Here is an 18,569-nt window from a genome sequence, read left to right as displayed (position 1 = left end):
GGCCGTTTCGATTGGCTCTCTGACGGATCATGGCTTGGCGGGTTTGGTCGTAATCGGCGCGAAGTCCGCCAATAGACGATCCTGCCCGTATTGGCCGCCGATCTGCTTCAACCGCGTCTCGAGCGCGCGCAGATAATCGGCGCGCGCTTCGCTTTCCGGGCGCAGCTTGTCGAACAGCGGCACCGGGGTCACCACCAGCACCACCATCTCCGAGCCGAACGGCTTTGAAACGGTCCAATCGCCCGCAGTGCTGCCGATCGTGTACGGACCGCCGTTGGCCTGCATCTGGTTGTCCGGCCATAGACGGCTCGGCACCATGTGCACGACGTGGCCGTCTAACTGGTAGTAGTCGACGGTCGCGAAGGAATCGAACGGAGGCGCTTTCAGGTCGACCACCAGCGAGTCGTTCTCGGTCAGCAAACCGCTTGGCGGTCGCATATGCAGCGACGCTGCCCGTCCCGCCTGCCAGTTGCGCACCAGAAACGGCGCAAGCGTTTTGACGAAGTCGCATTTGTCGTCGGCGAGCGGCCGCACGTCGAGCGACACCGTATCGACGCCAGGCAGCGCCGCCAAGGTCTGCTTCAGACGCGCGGCGCCGTACCGCTGCGACAGGAAACCGCGCACCGTCAGGGCGTGGTCCTGCACCGCGCCCGATAAAGCCGAACACGGTACCCGGGCAAGCGCGGGCGTGATCGCGGCAAGCGTCAACGCGGGCCTGGGCGCGGGCGCCGGCGTCGCGGTTGCGGCCGCACCACCCGTTGTAGTACTGCCTTCATTCGCGCCTGCCGAAGGCGCTGTCTGTGCGGCATTCGTTGCAGGCGCGACAGCGGACGCCGCAGCCGCCCGATCGACCTGATCGCCCAGCGGTCCCGCCGCCTCGGAACGCGCGGCCTGCTGCCGGTTGGACCCCGAGCGAATAGCGAACACGCCCACCGTAACCGCGCACACGACGGCCAGCGTAGCGAGCCCGGCCCATGCGAGCGACCCGGACTTCTCCGCGCGCGCTTCATTGTCGAACTCGGCGATAAAGCGCACGACGCTCGGCATCCGCGTATTGCGGTCGAACGACAACGCGGCACGCAACGCGCGCCATTGGCGCGCATCGAGATTCGGCGGACGCTGCGGCTTGAACTCGGCATTGCGGGCCTGCGTGGCCGACAGGCGATCGAACGGATGATGTCCGGTCAGCAGCTCGTAGGTGATGCAGCCAAGCGCGTAGATGTCGTCGCGCGGGTCAGGCTCGCGATGCTCGATCATCTCCGGGCTCGCATAGGCCGGCGTCAACGCGCCGAGACTGCCGGGATCGAACACGGTCGCGTCGCTCTCCTCTTCCGGCCGTTGGAATACGCGCGCGATGCCGAAGTCGATCACTTTCACTTCGGCATTGGTGGTCAGAAACACGTTCGCGGGTTTGAAATCGCAATGGACGAAGCCGCGCTCGTGCGCGTACGCGAGCGCCGCGCACATGCCGCGCACGATCGGCAGCGCGGCCCGCACCGGCATCCCCTGATATCCAGGCGTGCGCAGCAGCTGGCTGAGCGGCTTACCGCTCAGATACTCCATCGTCAGATAGACGATCGGCCCGTCGCGGTCGAAGTCGTACACGGTGATGATGTTGCGATGCGCGAGCACCTGCGCCTTGCGTGCTTCGCGCTGCAACGCGACCAGCGAATTCGGATTGCCGCGAAACTGGACGTTCAGAACCTTGATCGCGAGATAGGGCTTGCGGTCCGACGCTTCGAGCTTGCGCAGATCGAGCGCCTTGTACACGGTGCCCATGCCGCCCACGCCGAGGCACTCTTCGAGCACGAAGCGGTTGTTCAGGGTATCGCCGATGCCTTTGATGGTTTCGTGCGCGGTGCTTCCAGTGGTACTCGCGCTGCCAGCGCCGCCCGCGCTCGACGAACGCAGCGGCGGTAGATCGACCGTGGTCTGTATGCCGGTTTCCTCGCCACCCGCCGCGACGTTCGACACGCGCAGCAGCTCGATGCGCCGCCGCACTTCCAGATAGAGATCGTCGGGCAACGGTGACTTGTGATGCGCGGCGTACAGCGTCTCCAGCAGCCGCGTCGGACCGAGTTGCTCGGTCGCCAAGGCGCTGTCGAGCTGCGCGACGAACTCGTCGCGCGACAGCTCGCCGCTCTGGAAGTCGAGAATCACACGCGCAAGGCTAGCCATTTTTGCGAAGCACCGCCGTTGCCGCTGGACCGTGTCGCATGCGACCGACGCCACGCGGGTCGATAGAGAAGCTGTCGTATCCAGTTACATGTGCCGTTTCGATACTAGCTCCCGGTCCGCGCTTTCGCAAACCAGGCAAACCAGGCATGAGCCGCGCGCCGCGCCGCATGGGGTCGCGTGCAATGTCGCGTGCGAGCCAACAGGGTCCGCCGCGATGTCGGACTGCCGCCACCGCCTGGAGCGCGTCAACGCGTTTCGAGCGGACCGGCGCGGCGGCCGAACCTCGCGCAAAACCCTTATACGACAAGGCTTCGTCGATTTTCTCGGGATACGTGGCCAGCACTGGCACAGCCTGTGCATTAGTGATGCCCGAGCAAACGAATTGCTCGAAACCACTCGCGACACTGCGAAAACTTCCTTCAGGAGACTCACCATGAAAACGCTGATGATCAAAGACCTGTCCGTTACCGAACAACTCGACAGCAAGGCCATGAAAGCCGTACGCGGTGGCTATGGCCCCAGCCAGTACTACAGCTTCGCCCCGGTCTATGCGCCGACGAGCATCAAGAACAGCACCACCTCGCAATTCATCAACAACGACCTGAACTTCCAGAACGCCAACGGCAACAACGTTGCGTTCTCCGAAGGCATCGACTCGACGCTCAGCCCGTATGTCGTGTCGAGCAACTCTAACGGCCACTAATGCATGGCGCGGCGAGGCGCCCGCTGTCGCGGGCCGCTTCGCCGCAAGCCATGCATGTCCGCCTTCCATACGTTTTAGGAGAAACGCCATGTCATCCCTCATGATTCGCGATCTGCCCGGCGCGCGCGAACTCGATCGCCGGACCATGTCCGGGATCGCCGGCGGCACCGGCAGCAACGTGCCCATGCCCTCGGGCCCTGGTGGTCTCGGCAGCCTTGCCGGCATCGCCAACGTCAACGTCAATGTCAACGTCACTCAGAATCTGGCTCAACAGCAAATCGTCAATGTCGCAGCGCTCAATGACATCGGCTTTATCGGCTCGGACGTCGTGCTGCCGAAGCTGAAAGTCGATCCGATCCTGGCGGGCGCGAACCTCTCCGCCGTGTAAGCCGCGGGGGACCGGGGGTTCCTTCACTGCCGCGACAGCACCACGACCGCGCACGCCGCGAACGGATTTCCTATACTGATAGTGCGTTGAGACCGCAGTAAAACGAATAGCACACTGAACACATTCCGAGCCCGGCGGCCGGAACCCGAACGGGTCTGGCCGCCGGCGCGTTTTTCTGGAGCCGTCATGGCCAAGCTGAGCATCAAGGATCTGACCGAAAGCGTCGAACTCGACCGCGAGGCGATGGCCGCGATCGTCGGCGGCGCTCGTGTCGGCGCGCGGTCGAGTCTCGCCGCGCCGCTGGTGCCGGCCGCGACGCGCGTCGTCGAATACCCGCCGGGCTTTCCGGCCGCGCATCTGCGTATCGCGGAAGCCGCTGCGCCGCGCAAAGGGCGACGCCGCTAGCATTGCTCGCGGGGGCGTTTCAGCATCACGGCACGCGCACAGGGCGCGTGCCGTTTCCGTTTGGGCTTGCGATAGAGTGTTGCACGCCTCGGTTCGCCACGCTCGGCGCTGCGCTGCGCCCCAACCATTCGCACGCGACCCGTGCGACGCGCGCAAACACTTCGACTCGAGATCGCGGTCGTATCCGGTGTGATTCAATGCGGCTATCGCGCGGATCCTTGCCAGGTTTCGCATCGCGGCCCCCGCTCCATTTTGCGGCTCACTTCCCCTACGTTGGCATAGCCCTTGCAGAAATCGAGGCGGGCGCCGCACTGTGCTCGCCTTTTCACGTCAAGGAGAAATGCCATGAAAGCCACTGTGATCATCAAAGACCTGCCGCCCGGCGCTGGCGAGCCATCCGACGATAAAACGCTGAGCGCCGAACAGATGAAGACGCTGCGCGGCGGCCGATCGGTAGTCGTCAAGGTGGACGGTGGCGGCACGGGCACCGTCGACGATTGGGACATCAACACCGCGATCTTCGAAGGCCGCATCAACGGACCCTACCTTCTATAGGACGCGCGACGTGTCCGCAATTGGAAAAACGGCACCCGGCTCATGTTCTGAGCGCAATGGGTGCCGTTTTAATTGACTCGCGAATCTCCGCACGCGGCGTGCGCTGCCACTGTGATCCTCTTAAAGGATCGGCCCTGGGTACGCGGTTTGCTCTCTAGGGATGACCCTGCGGCCCTGTGGGCAACCTGGGTACAGCAGGTCCCCTTCAACCAGGCGGAGGTCATAACATGCTAGGAACCATTCTTCTCATCGTGCTGATTCTGCTGCTGATCGGCGCTTTTCCGGCGTGGCCGCACAGCCGGGCGTGGGGCTATGGTCCGACCGGCGGACTCGGCGTCGTATTGATCGTGGTAATCGTTCTGCTGGTTGCCGGCGTGATATAGGCCACGCGTCGTGGACTGCAACACCAGGCGGGCCGCCGTCTATCCGCGCGATGTCGCGTGCCGGTAGGTGGCGGCTTCGCCTTTCGTCGTTGCCGGAGCACTCAAATGGAAAAGTTACTGGCCAATCAGGTCGCGCTGATTACCGGCGCGAGTTCGGGAATCGGCTATGGCGTCGCCAAAGCACTCGCGGATGCTGGCGCGGCGGTCGTGCTCAATTATCATTCGCACGCGCAACCTGATGAAAAACTCGCCGAAGAAATAGAAAAATCCGGTGGATCGGCAATCGCGATCCAGGCAGACGTATCCAATCCCCCTCAGGTAGCGGACCTCTTCGAGGCGAGTCGCGCGCGCTTTGGCGGCGTCGATATCGTGGTCGCGAATGCCGGACTGCAGAAGGACAGCCCATTCGCCGACATGACGCTCGACGATTGGCAACTCGTGCTGTCGACGAATCTGACCGGCCAGTTTCTGACCTGCCAGGCCGCAGTAAAAGAATTCCGCCGCCGCGGCCCGACTGCCGTATCGAAAGCGCTCGGCAAGATCATTTGCATGAGTTCCGTTCACGAGGTCATTCCGTGGGCAGGGCGCGTCAATTACGCCGCGTCGAAAGGCGGCGTTCAGATGTTCATGAAATCGTTGGCGCAGGAAGTGGCACCCGAGCGCATTCGCGTCAATTCGATTGCGCCGGGCGCGATCCGTACGCGGATCAATCAGGACGCGTGGGATTCGCAAGCGGCACTCGACAAACTATTGCAGTTGATTCCCTATGGACGCGTCGGCGCCGTGGAAGATATCGGGAAGGCGGCGGTGTGGCTTGCTTCCGATGAAAGCGATTACGTCGTCGGCACGACGCTGTTCGTCGATGGCGGGATGACGTTGTATCCGGGCTTTTCGAACAACGGCTAAAGAACGATACGGGCACGAGATACGACACCCCTATGCGTCGCAGCGTAGTGCCGTTTCGACTCAGGCACGCGGCCTGCTGACACTCCTGCGTATTCGAACTTATATACGAAAGGAGATGACATCATGCCTTACCTGATTGGCTGGCTACTCGGCGTTCCGTTGATCGTACTGATCATCCTGTACCTCATTTTCCATTGATATCGCGCGGTACAGACGATAAGGGTGACGTTGTCCCCGCGGCGGCGGTATGCGGCTCGTTTCGTAGTCAGCGTACCGCCGCCATCAGCGCGCCCATTCCAACCAGCAAGCTACCCATCAGGCGGTTCACGACGCGCAGCCGCGCCGGCCGCTGCAGAACCGTGCGCAGACGGTGCGAGAAGATTGCCGTCGATGCGACGCCCAACGCGAACATCAGTGCAAAAGTACTGGCCAGCAAAAAGTACTGATGATTGGCCGACCAATGCGTTTCATTCGACGAAGTACTGATGAACTGTGGAAAGAAAGACGGAAAGAACAATAGCGTTTTCGGATTCAGGCCCGACGTCGCAAAGCCGCGCCAAAACAAACCGCGTTGTCCTGCTTCCTTGGCCAGAAGCGGCGAAGCCGCGCATGCGCCGCTTCGCCATTGTTTGAAACCAAGATAAACCAGATAAATCGCGCCGGCCCAGCGCAACACGATTAGCGCGCGCTCATCGATCAGCAATAGGGAGTTCAGACACAACGCGGTAAATGCGAGTTGCAGCAATACCGCGCAGGTGCCACCCCATACGCAGGGCAATGCCGCGCGCCATCCAGCGCTTAGCGCCTGACTCATCGTAAGAACATTGACCGGACCGGGCGAATAAACGAGTACGGCGGACGCGAGAAGAAACGAAACATACAACTGGATCGGCATTGGCGAATCAGCAGGCAAAAGAGAGTTGCGAAAGACATCTGCGGCGACATGCGTCCATGCCCGGCGAGCGCGCCTTCCTGCGTGGGTAACGCCGGAATTCGCCCGCGTGCCGCCTTACCGTGAAGGCGGCGAGACACCGAAAAAACGGCTTTTGGCCACGGAGGATCGCCGGCGCGAGGCCTGCGGTCCGGACAGATGTCCCGGGCATGAATGCACGTTGAAAATATACCGGCAGCCCGGCTGGATAGGCTTCTTAAACGCATCCACTGATGCCGCCCATTTGGGACGATCTTCACCTACAATGTGGTTTCACAAAATATTCTCCCCACATCGTTGATGAACGCCCGAAACCGCCCGCTCGACGCCCTCGATCGCAAGATCATGCGCGAGCTTCAAAAGAACGCCCGGCTCAGCAATGCGGATCTTGCCGAACTGGTCGGCATGTCGACCACCGCGTGCTGGAATCGCACGCGGCAGCTCGAAAACGAAGGGTATATCCGCGGCTATGTTGCCTTGCTCGATCAGCAGAAGCTCGGTTTCGCGGACGTCGTGCTGCTCGAGGTCACGCTGGACCGCCACGACGAAGATGCACTCGCGCGCTTCGGCGCCGAGCTCGCCACGCTCAGCGAAGTACTCGAAGCGTACCTGGTGTCCGGCGATTACGACTACCTGGTCAAGGTCGCGGTAGACGGCACCGCCGGCTACGAACGCTTCCTGCGCGAAAAGCTCTACAAGATCGCAGGCATTCGCCATAGCCGCTCGATGTTCGCGTTGCGCTGCATGAAGAGCATTCCATCGATCGCAATCTGATTGGCGATCAGCCTGCGCGCGCTTTAATGCGCGGCCCCCGAGGCGGAGATGATCGCGTCGGCCACCGCTTGCGGCTGACTCAGCATCGCGACATGGCTCGTGTCGACGCGCGTGATCTTCGCGTCGATGTGCTTCGCCATCTCCAGTTGCAAGGCCGGATCGATCATGCGGTCGCGGCCCGACACCACGAAATACGACGGCTTGTCATGCCAGGCGGCGTTCGTCACTTTGTCGTCGATACAGCCAGCGGCCCACGGCTGCTGCGTCGCCGCGATCAGGCGTTTCTGCGGCAGCGGCAGATCCTGCGCGAAGTCGTCGAGCACCGCGTGGGTCGATAGCGTCAGATAGCCGGCCGAGTCCTTGCGCAACTCGCTAGCCCAGACCGGAGCGGGTTTGTCTTTCGTGATGTCGGCGATGGACTGGCGGTTGTCCGGCGCAAATGCCGCGACGTATACGAGGCTCTTCACCTTGTCGTCGTTGCCGGCTTCGCTAACCACCACGCCGCCCCATGAATGGCCGACCAGAATCACAGGTCCGTTCTGTTGCGCGATCACGCGCCGGGTTGCCGCCACGTCGTCGGCGAGCGAACTCAGTGGATTCTGCACGGCCACGACATGCAGGCCGCGCGCTTCGAGCAACGGGATCACTTTGTCCCAGCTCGACCCGTCAGCGAAGGCGCCATGAACGAGCACGACGTTCTTGCCCTTCAGGTCGTCGGGCGGCGCAGCCTGCGCGAACTGCGTGGCCTGCAATGCGAACAGTCCGCCCAGCAACAGAACGGAACCGAGAATTCTTTTCAGCAGCGTGGTCATCGTTTTTATCTCGTCAGGTGGGTTAAACAAGGCGTCCGCGCGTCGACATGAATCGATGCGCGCGGACGGCTTGCTCATTTGTGTCGATCACGAATGCGCGTAGATGGAACCGAGGCCGACGACGTTGGAGCCGTCATATACGCGATCCGCCGCATGCTTCATCGGCACGTGCAAGCCCGAAGCCGAACTGCCGTTCGCGACGCCGCCGTAGGCGGTAGCGTCCTGGCCCGCGCTGACACGCGCTTCTGCTGCCTCGATGTTCTGCGGGTATTGCGCATTGTCACTAGCTGGGTTGTAGCCGGCCTTTTCCAATTGAATCAGCTCCGCGCGAACTTCAGCACGAGTGAGCGCCTGTTGCGGTTGCGATTGCGATTGCGCGAACGAGACAACGGGAGCAGCGACGAGTGCAGCGACGATCAGCGATTGGACGAGTTTCATGAGTCTTCTCCGGGTATCAAAACATCAGGGATAAGGATTGAGCGGGACACAAAGCCATCAGCGCAGATACACTGTGACGCCCCGCCTGATTCACACGCAACGTCGTGAATCAACCTTGCGTAAAGACATTAGAACGCCCCAACGTATCTGCAATGTTTTCGTCACCCCCCATTTCTGCAAGCGTGTTTGTCTGCGTACGCCGTTGATACATTGCGATACAAAGCCCGCTTCCGAACATGCGGTTCAGCGCCGGCGTGGCATGTGTGTCGTGCGGGTTGCAGGTGTGGTGCAAATGGGCCCACCCATGAAGAAACCCCAGCAGCCGTGCGTTCGACTGCTGGGGTTCCGTTCAGAAGAGAGAAGCCGGCGAGCGCCGGCTCGATCAAATGCGCGTGACGTCGAGAATCGCATGCGCAAAAGCTTTCGGCGCTTCCTGCGGCAGGTTGTGGCCGATGCCGCCGCTGACGTTGCGGTGCTGATACTTGCCGGTAAACTTCTTCGCGTACGCAGCGGGCTCGGGATGCGCGGCGCCGTTCGCATCCCCTTCGAGCGTGATGGTCGGCACCGCGATCGTCGGTCCGGTGGCGAGGCGCTTTTCGAGTTCGTCGTATTGCGGCTCGCCCTGCGCGAGTCCAAGACGCCAGCGGTAGTTGTGAATCACCACGGCAACATGGTCCGGGTTATTGAACGATTCGGCGGAGCGCTCGAACGTGGCATCGTCGAAATTCCATTTCGGTGAGGCGGTATGCCAGATCAGCTTGTTAAAGTCATGACGGTTCGCTTCATAACCCGCGCGGCCACGCTCGGTGGCGAAATAGAACTGATACCACCACGCGAGCTCGGCCTTCGGCGGCAACGGCGCGCGGTTAGCCTCCTGGCTGCCGATCAGATATCCACTCACCGACACCATCGCCTTCACGCGTTGCGGCCACAGCGCGGCGACGATGTTCACCGTGCGCGCGCCCCAGTCGAAGCCGCCGAGCACGGCCTTGTCGATTTTCAGCGCGTCCATCAGGTTGATGATGTCGACCGCGACCACCGCCTGTTGACCGTTGCGCGGCGTATCGGCCGACAGAAAACGCGTGCCGCCGTAGCCGCGCAGGTAAGGCACGATCACTCGATAACCGGCCGCCGTCAGCAACGGCGTTACTTCGGCGAAGCTGTAGATGTCATAAGGCCAGCCGTGCAGCAGCATGACCACCGGTCCGTTCTGCGGGCCCGCTTCCGCATAGCTGATGCTCAGCGTGCCCGCATTGATCGAGCGAATGTTCTCGAACGTCGCCACGCGCGCACCTGCTTTCGCATTGCCGGCCGTGTCGGCCGATTGCGCATGCGCGAGCCCGCTCAGCCCCAATTCGAGCAGGCTGATACCCGCAACCGCCGTTCCGAGAAAGCGGCGGCGACGGCTATTGATCTGATCCGACATGGTTGTTCTCCTTCAAGCAAGGCTTGGATACGGAATTGATCGGGTCCGCTCGCGCGCGATGTCGCGCAGCCTCCCGCTTGAGATGAATGGTGACAGCGCAGGCCGCCGTCACCAAGAGCAACTAAGTTCACGCATCGTTGCTTTACGGGCAACGCATCAATCGTAGTCGACTAATCACATGCAGGACGCGCTGATCACGCATCCCACCAGCGCTGCAGCCACCGCAGCGCGCATCGACTCGTCAGCCGGTTTGTGTCGCAATGTATCTGCGCCGTGCGCGGACACACAACATTGCAACCGCGCCTTATCGCCGACATAAATCAGATACGCGTGGGCGTTCCAATACGGTCATCCCAGCCAACGGAACGCCCATCATGCACAGTACCCTCGAAACTCCGCTCGCCCTACTCGCCGGGTTGCTGACGATTGCCTCTCCCTGCGTGCTGCCGGTGATGCCGATCCTGCTCGGCACTTCCGTCGAACAACCGAGCCGTACGCGGCCACTCTTCATCGTTGCCGGCTTCATTCTGACCTTCGCGTCTTTCGCGCTGCTATTGGGCGCTGTGTCGAGCACCGTGCACGTCGCGCAACAGGTACTGCGCAATACCGGCATCGCGTTGCTCGCACTGTCCGGACTTCTGCGTATCTGGCCGCGCCCCTACGACTGGCTCGTCGCGCAACTGCAAGGACCGCTCGACCGGATCGGCGCGGCCATTGCGCCGGGCACTCAGCCGGGCAGCGGCAACGCGGGTGGATTCGTGCTCGGCATGTCGCTCGGCGCGGTATGGACGCCCTGCGCCGGCCCCGTGCTCGCGTCGATTCTCGTGCTCGTCGTCAAGGCTCAGGACCTCGGTTGGTCGGCCCTGCTGCTCACGCTGTATGCGATCGGCGCAGCGATTCCAATGCTCGCGATCATCTATGGCGGACATTACGTGACGCGTCATGTACGTGTCGTCTCGCGTCACGCAGAGCGTCTGCAACAGGTATTCGGCGTACTGGTGATGCTGACCGCACTCGCCATCTATTTGCAGTACGACGTGCTGCTGTACGCGCGGCTCGCCGGCCTTTTCCCCTCACTCAAAGGACTCTGACATGACTACCCGATTGAAAAGCTTCGCACTGTCCGCCGCGTTTGCCGCCTGCGCGTTGATCGCGGCGAGTACGGCCGCGATCGCCGCGCCGCAGGAAAGCGGGCCGCCCGCACCCGAGCTCACAGGCATCACGCAATGGCTCAATAGCGAGCCGCTCAAATTGCAGCAGTTGCGCGGCAAAGTAGTACTCGTCGACTTCTGGACCTATAGCTGCATCAATTGCGCCAACACGCTGCCTTACGTGAAAAGCTGGAACCAGAAGTACAAGGATCAGGGGCTCACGGTGATCGGCGTGCATACGCCCGAATATCCGTTCGAACGCGACACCGGCAATGTGAAGACCGCGCTCAAGCGGCTCGGCATTACCTATCCGGTTGCGCAGGACAACCAGTACGCGACCTGGAATGCGTATAACAACCAGTACTGGCCCGCCTTCTATTTGATCGACAAGCAAGGTCATATCGTCTACTCGCACTTTGGAGAAGGCGACTATGCGCAGACCGAAGCCAGGATTCAGGCGCTGCTCGCGCAGAAGACCTGACGAAGCGATCCGTCGCGATGACGCTGATCCCCGACGATCAGACTAGATCGAGCTGTGATCGCACAAGCCCGCCTGACCCGAACCGTGCGGGTCAGGCGGGCTTCTCTTCGTCCACGAAACCCTGCACGAGCGTATTCGTCGAGACTTTTCCAATGGTACTATCGGCTGTCATTGCCATTATTGTCCTTCTGGCCATCGATCTGCGCATGACCTGTTCTCGGGAGAACCAACCCATGTCAGTACCGTCGCGGCTGTACAAAGTGGTTATTGGTAGCTTGCTCGTGCTGGGAACAATGGGCGCTCATGCGGCCATCAACCTTGGATTCCTGAGCGATACGCCGATCAGTCTGATGCGGCAAGCGGACATCGCGTCGATCCAGTCCGCAGTGAATCAGGCGCTCGATACCAAGCAGGATGGCGAATCACTCGACTGGACGAACGACGCTACGCGCAACAGGCCTCGTGTCCACGCGACCATCACACCCTCACACACGGTCAAGGAAGAGGCGCGAACATGCCGGGTCGCGGCAATCGACCTCAGTGCAAGAGGACAAACGATGCATCTCACTCCGCGATTCTGTCGGTCCGGTTCGGACAATTGGGAATTTCAGCGCCGGCACTGAATACTCGAAGATTGCGCATCGACCCGTTAGGCGAGCCTGCCGCGCTACGCCAGCTCGTCGCATCGCGGCCTTAGTTCGACCGATCATTTCCGCACTCCGCTCCCGCATTTGCCATCATCGTTCGCAGCAGATACTCTGTGCTGGCTTGACTCTCACGTCGCCAATTGTGAACTGTAGTCAGACGGCGGCTTTCGATGCACCGTGGTCCACGTAATGGGGTGAGCTATGCCTTCAGGAAAGTATCTTGGCAATAAAATAGTCAGTCCATCTTCCTCATGTCTTTGTGACAAGTCACAAGTGCAATATGCAAACCGCCGTATTAGCGCCGACCTGTCGCGCCGCGGTTTTGTCACTGGTCTCGCCGCCTCGATGCTGAGTCTCGTAATGCCCGGGCTCAGCAATGCCCAAACCACCGTGCCGCCAGGACCGCCCGCGAAGCCGGTGCTGTTCACGAACTTCCGTTTGTTCGATGGCAAGTCGTCGACGTTGCGTGACGGCCTCTATATGGTTGTCGAGGGTGACAGCATCAGCCAGTTGGGTCGAGGGCAACCGGCTTCGAGCGACGGCAAAACGCTGGTCGATTGCGTTGGCAAGGTGATGATGCCCGGCATGATCGACATGCACTGGCATGCGCTGCTCGCGGCGGTGCCGGTTCAGGTCATCCTTCAATCGGACATTTCACTCGTTCATATCGCGGCAAGCGCTGAAGCGGAACGCACGCTACTGCGCGGCTTCACGACGATCCGCGACGCGGGCGGCCCGTCATTCGCGCTGAAGCAGGCAATCGATAGCGGCATGATTTCCGGACCGCGCATCTATCCGTCCGGCGCGATGATCACGACCACCGGCGGTCACGGCGATTTCCGCGCACTGACCGAACTGCCGCGCACCAGCAGCCAGGTCACTCAATTGGAGCGGGACGGTGGCTTCGCAATCGCCGACACCGAGGACGAAGTCCGCTTGCGCGTGCGCGAGCAGTTCATCCAGGGCGCGACGCAGATCAAACTGGTCGGCTCCGGTGGCGTATCGACGCCGCGCAGTCCGCTCGACATGCTCACCTTTACCGAAAAGCAGTTGCGCGCGGCCGTCGAAACAGCGGCCGACTGGGGCACCTATGTCCTCACGCATGCGTACGTGCCAGAAGCGGTTCAGCGCTCCGTTGCGGCGGGCGTGCAGTGCGTCGAGCACGGTCATCTGATGGACGACAAGACTGCGGCGTTGATGGCGAAGAACGGCACGTGGTTGAGCACGCAGCCGTTCGTCAACGAAGACGACGTGGGCCCGCTCGCCCCACAGAGCCGCGAGAAATTTCTCGAAGTGATTGCGGGCACCGATCGCGCTTTCAAACTCGCGCGCAAGCATGGCATCAAGGTCGCATTCGGCACGGACCTTATCTTTTCGCAGACCGTGGCCGCGGGGCAAGGCAGGATGCTCACGCATATGAAGCGGTGGTACAACGGAGCTGAGGCATTGACCATCGCAACGGGCACCAATGGACAACTACTCGCGCTGGCCGGGCACCGCAATCCGTATCCGCGCAAGCTCGGCGTACTCGAAGAAGGTGCATACGCCGATCTGCTTCTCGTCGATGGCAATCCGCTCGAGAATCTCGACCTGATGGCTAACCCGGAGCAGAACCTGCGGATCGTGATGAAGGATGGAAAGTTCTACAAGAACACGCTGAAAGCGTAATCGGCAATACAAGCGGGCGCGCAACTTCGCGCGCCCGCGATCGCTACGACGTCACACCATTTAGCCGTGCCCTTGCAGACGGATGTCGCGCGACGATGCGCCGACGTACACCGTGCTGCCCGGCACATAGAGCCAACGGTTGTTCGTGGTATCCCACACGCTCTGCATGCGCTGCGTTACGACCACGTGCACGCGACGCGATTCGCCCGGGTTCAGACCAACCTTGTCCCAGCCGACGAGACGCCGCGGCGGCTCACCCTGATACGGTACGCCGAGGTACACCTGCGGCACTTCGGCACCGGCGACGCGCCCATCGTTACGCACGTTGAACGACACATCGACCAGACCGCCGGGGAGATGCTGAACCGATAGACCCGAGTACGCGAAGTGCGTGTACGACAGGCCGTAGCCGAACTCGAACATCGGCGTGATGTTCTGCGAGTCGTACCAGCGATAGCCCATATCGAGCTTCTCGGAGTACACCGGGTTCGCCGCAAACGCGCCATTCGTGCCCCACGTCGGCGTGTCCTGGTCGCGCACCGGGAACGTGACGGGCAGCTTGCCAGAAGGATTGACCTTGCCGAACAGCACGTTCGCAATCGCGTTGCCGCCGCCTTCGCCCGGATACCATGCTTCGACGATCGCCGACACGCTGTCCTTCCACGGCATCAGCACCGGGTTGCCGCTTTCGACGACGACGATCGTATGCGGATTGGCGGCCGCAACCGCTTCGACGAGTGCATCCTGGTTGGTCGGATTCGCGAGGCCCAGGCTCGGCAGATCGCCGATATCCTCGCCGGCCGGCTGCGCGACCACGACGATCGCGACGTCGGAGTTCGCGGCCAGCGTTGCTGCCTGGGTGATCTGCTGCTGCGTATAGGCGGCAAACGGCGACTGCTGATCGCTGTTGCCGGCGAAGGTCACCGTGGCCTGCGGCGCGAGCGCCTTGATCGCCGACACGATCGGGGTGTTCAGCTTCAGCCACGGGTTGGTCCACCAGCTGCAGCCCGTCTCCGTGCCGAACGTCAAGCCGCCGCAACCGGCGAATGCGCCCGTCACCGGATCGCGGGTGTTGCCCGAACCGCCGCCCGTCAACACCGCCGCGTCGGCGTGGCCGCCGATAACCGCGATACGCGACAGCGAACCGGCGGACAGCGGCAACTGATTGCCAGCGTTCTTCAGCAGTACCATCGACTGCTCTTCGACCGACTGCGTGAAGGCTCTCGCGGCCGAGAAGTCGATGGTCGCGCCACCCTTCGGCGGATCGTCCATCACGCCCGTGCGGATCATCACGTACAGCTTGCGCTCGACCATGTCGTCGAGGCGCGCAGTCGACACCGAGCCGTTCGCGATTGCCTGCTTGACCAGCGTGGGCGTCAGATAGACGGTCGAACCGACGTCTTCTTCTTCGTCGAGACCGGCATTGATCGCGGAGGCAGTGCTATGCGTCGCGCCCCAGTCCGACTGCACCTGACCTTCGAAGTGCCAGTCGTTCTTCAGTACGTCGTTGAGAATGTGCGAGTTCTCGCAGGCATAGGTGCCGTTGACCTCGTTGTAGCTGCACATCACGCTGCCCGGCTGCGCGCGGCGCGCGGCGATTTCGAACGGCAGCAGATAGAGCTCGCGCATCGTGCGCTCGTCGATCTGGCTGTTGCCGCCGCCGCGGTTGTGTTCCTGCTCGTTGCCCATGTAGTGCTTGATCGTCGCGATGACCTTCTGGCTTTGCGTGCCGTCGGTGCGTTCGGCGAGCATCTCACCGGCGAGCACCGGATCTTCGCCGAGATACTCGAAGAGCCGGCCACCGCGCGGCTCACGCGCGAGGTTGGTGCCACCGCCGAGGCCCATGCCGAAGCCCTGCTGACGCAACTGGATCGCGATCTGCTTGCCGAAGTTCCACGACAGCGCGCGGTCCCAGCTCGCCGCCACCGCGAGCGTCGCCGGGAAGGTCGTCGATGGCTGGTTGGTGCTGCCCGAACCGGTGGCTGAGTCGACCATGTTCAGGTCGGGAATGCCGAGACGCGGCACGCCCTGAATGTAGCCCGCGCCGCCGCCCGGCACGGCGGACATCGCGTACTCCGAATGAATGAACTGCAGTTTTTCGTCGATCGTCATCTTGTTGATGAGCGTTTCCGCGCGCCGATGCGCGGCCGCCGACGCGAACGCGTTCAGCACCGTCGACATGGGTGCGAAGTCGAGACCAGGAGTGGGCATTTCCGCGTGCGCAGCAGCGCTCACGGCCGCCGCTATCGCGACGGCCGGCCATAGTTTCTTCTGCATAGGTGTCTCTCCGAAATTGTGCTCTTCTTGGGACAACGGAGCGCGTCGAGTGGGTGGAAAGCGGACGCGAAAACAGGCATGCAGCGATGACTGCAAACGTTTGCCTGTTGGAAGAAGAATCGGGGGCAACTGGATGGGCTGTAGCGACTCTCCGTGGTGAGTAATGTAAGAATGTAGTCTGACTACAGCATCGGTAGTTTTACTAATGCCGGCAATTTTATGCGTAATGGGGCATAAGGCCTTTTCTTACATAATTCAATTGAAAGTTAATGAATCAAGTTGAATAGCGCGCCAGCAATTTCTTTCGGTCTCTTATTGGAAATTCGGCGGGAGAAACTATTTCTGATGTTGGCCGGCCAATTTCGCCGGGCGGAATCCGCATGCTGGCAAATGCCTCGGCCTCGAATTGCTCGAGCGGACTCGTATCGATTGCATAGCGACGCACCACGTAATCATTGAAATTCCGTTGAGAAGCCCCCCAAAAAAAACGGGCGGGATGTTCGCACATCCCGCCCGGTTCCGTTTCTTTCGTTAGTCTATCCGTGTGCCGTTCTCCAGTTTAGAAGACGAAACCGGCGCCGGCGCCGACGGCGAACGAACCCGCGGTGGTGGTCGAGCCCGAAGCCTTGATGATCCATTTGCCGTTACGCGTGAACGTCGACAAACCGACGGCAACTGCGGATTGGCCTGCATACGTTCCGCCTGCGACGGCTACGATGCTCTTGCCCGCGGCAGGAGCCTGGGGCAGATTGGCCGTGGCGATCGCCGCTGCCGAGCCGGAATATGACTTCTTCGCGATACTGTCGATCGTGCTGTTCAAGTCGTTGAACCGCATGTCGGTGTAGTTGTTCGCCTGCTGCACGCCCTGCGCAACCGAGCTGTTCATCTGACCGACATTGACCGCGTCCGTGTCCGCCGTACCCGCTGCAACGTTGGTGATCTGACGCTGCTGCGTGGCCGAACCCACCGACACCGAGTTGTCGCGATCCGTCACCGAACCCTGACCCAACGCCACCGAGTTCGCATTGGCAGCCTGCGAGCCCGTGCCGATCGCCGTCGAGTTGGCGCCGGTTGCAGCCGCGTTGGCACCGACTGCCACCGCGTTGTCCGCTGCTGCGTTGGCGCTCGCGCCAATCACCGTGGCGTAGTTGCCCGACGCTGCCGCGCCTGCTCCGGCCGTCGTGCTGCCCGCACCGGTACCCGGCGTAGCGACATTGACCCCCACGTCGTTACCGACACCCGAAGACGAAGCGTCTTCTGCCTCGGAGACCGAGTTGCCCGGCTGGAGGTTCGACATCTGGCTGCCGAGATTCCACACCTGGCCGTTCAGGTCCGTTACCTGGTTCTGCAACGCGGACAACTGGCCGTAGTTCACCGCGTCATACTGGCTCGAGCCGTTGGCCACGTTGGTCAGAATCACCGGACCCGTGCTCTGGCCTCCACCCAGCGTCACGGCACCGAAGTTCACTGAGCCGTCAGCGTGACGGTCGTACTGCACCGCGGCCGACAGTTGCGTGCCGACATCGCCCACCTGGGTCTGCAGCTTCGTGATGTCCTCCGTGTTCTGCGTCGTGCGACCGTCGATGTTCGTGACGGCATCGCCCACGCTGTGCACCGTCGTGCCGCCTACGCTGTAGCTCGGTGCGCTGAGCGTACCGTCTGCGTTCACGGTCGAACCGCCGCCCAGTGCCTCGGCCGTGCTCGATGCCGCGCCGTACAGCTGGCTGCCATTGATCGCATCCACGCTCGATGCGTTCACTGCGCCATTCGCCACGCCCGTCACCGTGCGGTTACCCGCCGCGCCCGCCACGTTCACCACCGTGCCATCGGTGTCTTTTGCCACCGTGATGTCGCGCGTGTTCGCGTCCTGCTGGACCAGACCCACCGTGCCTTCGGACAACTGGTTCTGCACGCTCGCGATGTTGGTCGCGTTCTGCGCAATGTCGCCCGTGTTCTGCGTCGTGCGACCGTCGAGGTTCGTCACGGCTTCGGCCACGCTGTACACCGTCGTGCCGCCCACGCTGAACTTCGGCGCGCTGATCGAGCCATCCGCAAGCACGATCGAACCACCGCCCAGCGCCCGGGCCGTGCTCGACGCCGTGCCGTACAACTGGCCACCGTTGACCGCGTCCACGCTCGATGCCCGCACTGCGCCCGCAGCCACACCCGTCACCGTACGGTTGCCCGCGGTGCCCGCCACGTTGATCACCGAACCGTCAGCGTCTTTTGCCACCGTGATGTCACGACTGGTTGCGTCCTGCTGGACCAGACCCACCGTGCCTTCGGACAACTGGTTCTGCACGTTCGTGATGCTGGACGCGTTCTGCGCGATGTTGCTCGTGTTCTTTGCGATGTCAGTTGCATTCAGCGCGATATCGCCCGCGTTCTGCGCAATGTCGCCCGTGTTCTGCGTCGTGCGACCGTCGAGGTTCGTCACGGCTTCGGC

The 18,569-nt window shown here is 62.0% G+C and carries 19 protein-coding genes; 11 read left to right on the top strand and 8 right to left on the bottom strand.

Annotated features, from left to right (window positions below):
* Window positions 1–27: 27 nt before the first annotated feature.
* Window positions 28–2,178, bottom strand: coding sequence for a protein kinase (locus AB3X96_RS18775; RefSeq protein WP_368590861.1), 2,151 nt, complete (start codon window positions 2,176–2,178; stop codon window positions 28–30).
* A gap of 433 nt (window positions 2,179–2,611) precedes the next feature.
* On the opposite strand from AB3X96_RS18775, the gene AB3X96_RS18770 reads away from it, so the two are divergent.
* From AB3X96_RS18770 to AB3X96_RS18745, 6 genes are all read left to right on the top strand, one after another.
* Window positions 2,612–2,881: a hypothetical protein gene (locus AB3X96_RS18770; protein WP_176106810.1), complete on the top strand. Its 270-nt coding sequence runs from the start codon at window positions 2,612–2,614 to the stop codon at window positions 2,879–2,881.
* A gap of 88 nt (window positions 2,882–2,969) precedes the next feature.
* Window positions 2,970–3,269, top strand: a complete 300-nt coding sequence (locus tag AB3X96_RS18765; RefSeq protein ID WP_176106811.1) for a hypothetical protein — start codon at window positions 2,970–2,972, stop codon at window positions 3,267–3,269.
* 186 nt (window positions 3,270–3,455) lie between these two features.
* Window positions 3,456–3,674, top strand: coding sequence for a hypothetical protein (locus AB3X96_RS18760; RefSeq protein WP_368590860.1), 219 nt, complete (start codon window positions 3,456–3,458; stop codon window positions 3,672–3,674).
* 345 nt (window positions 3,675–4,019) lie between these two features.
* Window positions 4,020–4,229 (top strand): hypothetical protein, encoded by a 210-nt coding sequence (locus AB3X96_RS18755; RefSeq protein WP_368590859.1) that lies wholly within the window; start codon window positions 4,020–4,022, stop codon window positions 4,227–4,229.
* A 227-nt stretch (window positions 4,230–4,456) separates the two neighbouring features.
* The gene (locus AB3X96_RS18750; RefSeq protein ID WP_075643756.1) at window positions 4,457–4,612 is read left to right on the top strand and encodes a DUF3309 family protein; all 156 of its coding nucleotides are present in this window, start codon (window positions 4,457–4,459) and stop codon (window positions 4,610–4,612) included.
* 105 nt (window positions 4,613–4,717) lie between these two features.
* Window positions 4,718–5,518 (top strand): SDR family oxidoreductase, encoded by an 801-nt coding sequence (locus AB3X96_RS18745; RefSeq protein WP_368590858.1) that lies wholly within the window; start codon window positions 4,718–4,720, stop codon window positions 5,516–5,518.
* 265 nt (window positions 5,519–5,783) lie between these two features.
* On the opposite strand, the gene AB3X96_RS18740 is transcribed toward AB3X96_RS18745, so the two are convergent.
* Window positions 5,784–6,413, bottom strand: coding sequence for a LysE family translocator (locus AB3X96_RS18740; protein ID WP_368590857.1), 630 nt, complete (start codon window positions 6,411–6,413; stop codon window positions 5,784–5,786).
* Window positions 6,414–6,749: 336 nt separating this feature from the next.
* Between AB3X96_RS18740 and AB3X96_RS18735 the strand changes: the two genes are divergently transcribed.
* Entirely contained in the window at window positions 6,750–7,223 is a 474-nt protein-coding gene (locus AB3X96_RS18735; protein ID WP_368590856.1) for an Lrp/AsnC family transcriptional regulator, read from the top strand.
* Window positions 7,224–7,246: 23 nt separating this feature from the next.
* Here the strand turns inward: AB3X96_RS18735 and AB3X96_RS18730 are convergent, their stop codons facing one another.
* The 3 genes from AB3X96_RS18730 to AB3X96_RS18720 form a co-directional block, all read right to left on the bottom strand.
* Window positions 7,247–8,035, bottom strand: coding sequence for an alpha/beta fold hydrolase (locus tag AB3X96_RS18730; protein WP_368590855.1), 789 nt, complete (start codon window positions 8,033–8,035; stop codon window positions 7,247–7,249).
* 87 nt (window positions 8,036–8,122) lie between these two features.
* Window positions 8,123–8,473 carry a DUF4148 domain-containing protein gene (locus AB3X96_RS18725; RefSeq protein ID WP_368590854.1) on the bottom strand — a complete coding sequence of 117 codons (351 nt, stop codon included), beginning with the start codon at window positions 8,471–8,473 and terminating at the stop codon, window positions 8,123–8,125.
* Window positions 8,474–8,855: 382 nt separating this feature from the next.
* Complete coding sequence (locus AB3X96_RS18720) at window positions 8,856–9,899, bottom strand: alpha/beta fold hydrolase (RefSeq protein ID WP_368590853.1); 1,044 nt, start codon at window positions 9,897–9,899, stop codon at window positions 8,856–8,858.
* Window positions 9,900–10,273: 374 nt separating this feature from the next.
* On the opposite strand from AB3X96_RS18720, the gene AB3X96_RS18715 reads away from it, so the two are divergent.
* From AB3X96_RS18715 to AB3X96_RS18700, 4 genes are all read left to right on the top strand, one after another.
* The gene (locus AB3X96_RS18715; protein ID WP_176125871.1) at window positions 10,274–10,990 is read left to right on the top strand and encodes a cytochrome c biogenesis CcdA family protein; all 717 of its coding nucleotides are present in this window, start codon (window positions 10,274–10,276) and stop codon (window positions 10,988–10,990) included.
* Between the two features lies 1 nt (window position 10,991).
* Window positions 10,992–11,531, top strand: a complete 540-nt coding sequence (locus AB3X96_RS18710) for a thioredoxin family protein (RefSeq protein ID WP_368590852.1) — start codon at window positions 10,992–10,994, stop codon at window positions 11,529–11,531.
* Window positions 11,532–11,548: 17 nt separating this feature from the next.
* Complete coding sequence (locus AB3X96_RS18705) at window positions 11,549–12,154, top strand: hypothetical protein (protein ID WP_368590851.1); 606 nt, start codon at window positions 11,549–11,551, stop codon at window positions 12,152–12,154.
* A 369-nt stretch (window positions 12,155–12,523) separates the two neighbouring features.
* Complete coding sequence (locus tag AB3X96_RS18700; RefSeq protein WP_368591063.1) at window positions 12,524–13,846, top strand: amidohydrolase family protein; 1,323 nt, start codon at window positions 12,524–12,526, stop codon at window positions 13,844–13,846.
* A 60-nt stretch (window positions 13,847–13,906) separates the two neighbouring features.
* Here the strand turns inward: AB3X96_RS18700 and AB3X96_RS18695 are convergent, their stop codons facing one another.
* The 3 genes from AB3X96_RS18695 to AB3X96_RS18685 all read right to left on the bottom strand — a co-directional run.
* The gene (locus AB3X96_RS18695) at window positions 13,907–16,123 is read right to left on the bottom strand and encodes a beta-glucosidase (protein ID WP_368590850.1); all 2,217 of its coding nucleotides are present in this window, start codon (window positions 16,121–16,123) and stop codon (window positions 13,907–13,909) included.
* A 274-nt stretch (window positions 16,124–16,397) separates the two neighbouring features.
* Window positions 16,398–16,631, bottom strand: a complete 234-nt coding sequence (locus AB3X96_RS18690; protein ID WP_368590849.1) for a hypothetical protein — start codon at window positions 16,629–16,631, stop codon at window positions 16,398–16,400.
* Between the two features lie 51 nt (window positions 16,632–16,682).
* A partial coding sequence (locus AB3X96_RS18685) for a YadA family autotransporter adhesin (RefSeq protein WP_368590848.1) occupies window positions 16,683–18,569 on the bottom strand: 1,887 nt, incomplete at its 5' end.

It is taken from the genome of Paraburkholderia sp. BR13439 (assembly GCF_040948805.1).
GTDB lineage: Bacteria > Pseudomonadota > Gammaproteobacteria > Burkholderiales > Burkholderiaceae > Paraburkholderia > Paraburkholderia youngii.
This window is presented reverse-complemented; position numbering and strand designations above follow the sequence as displayed.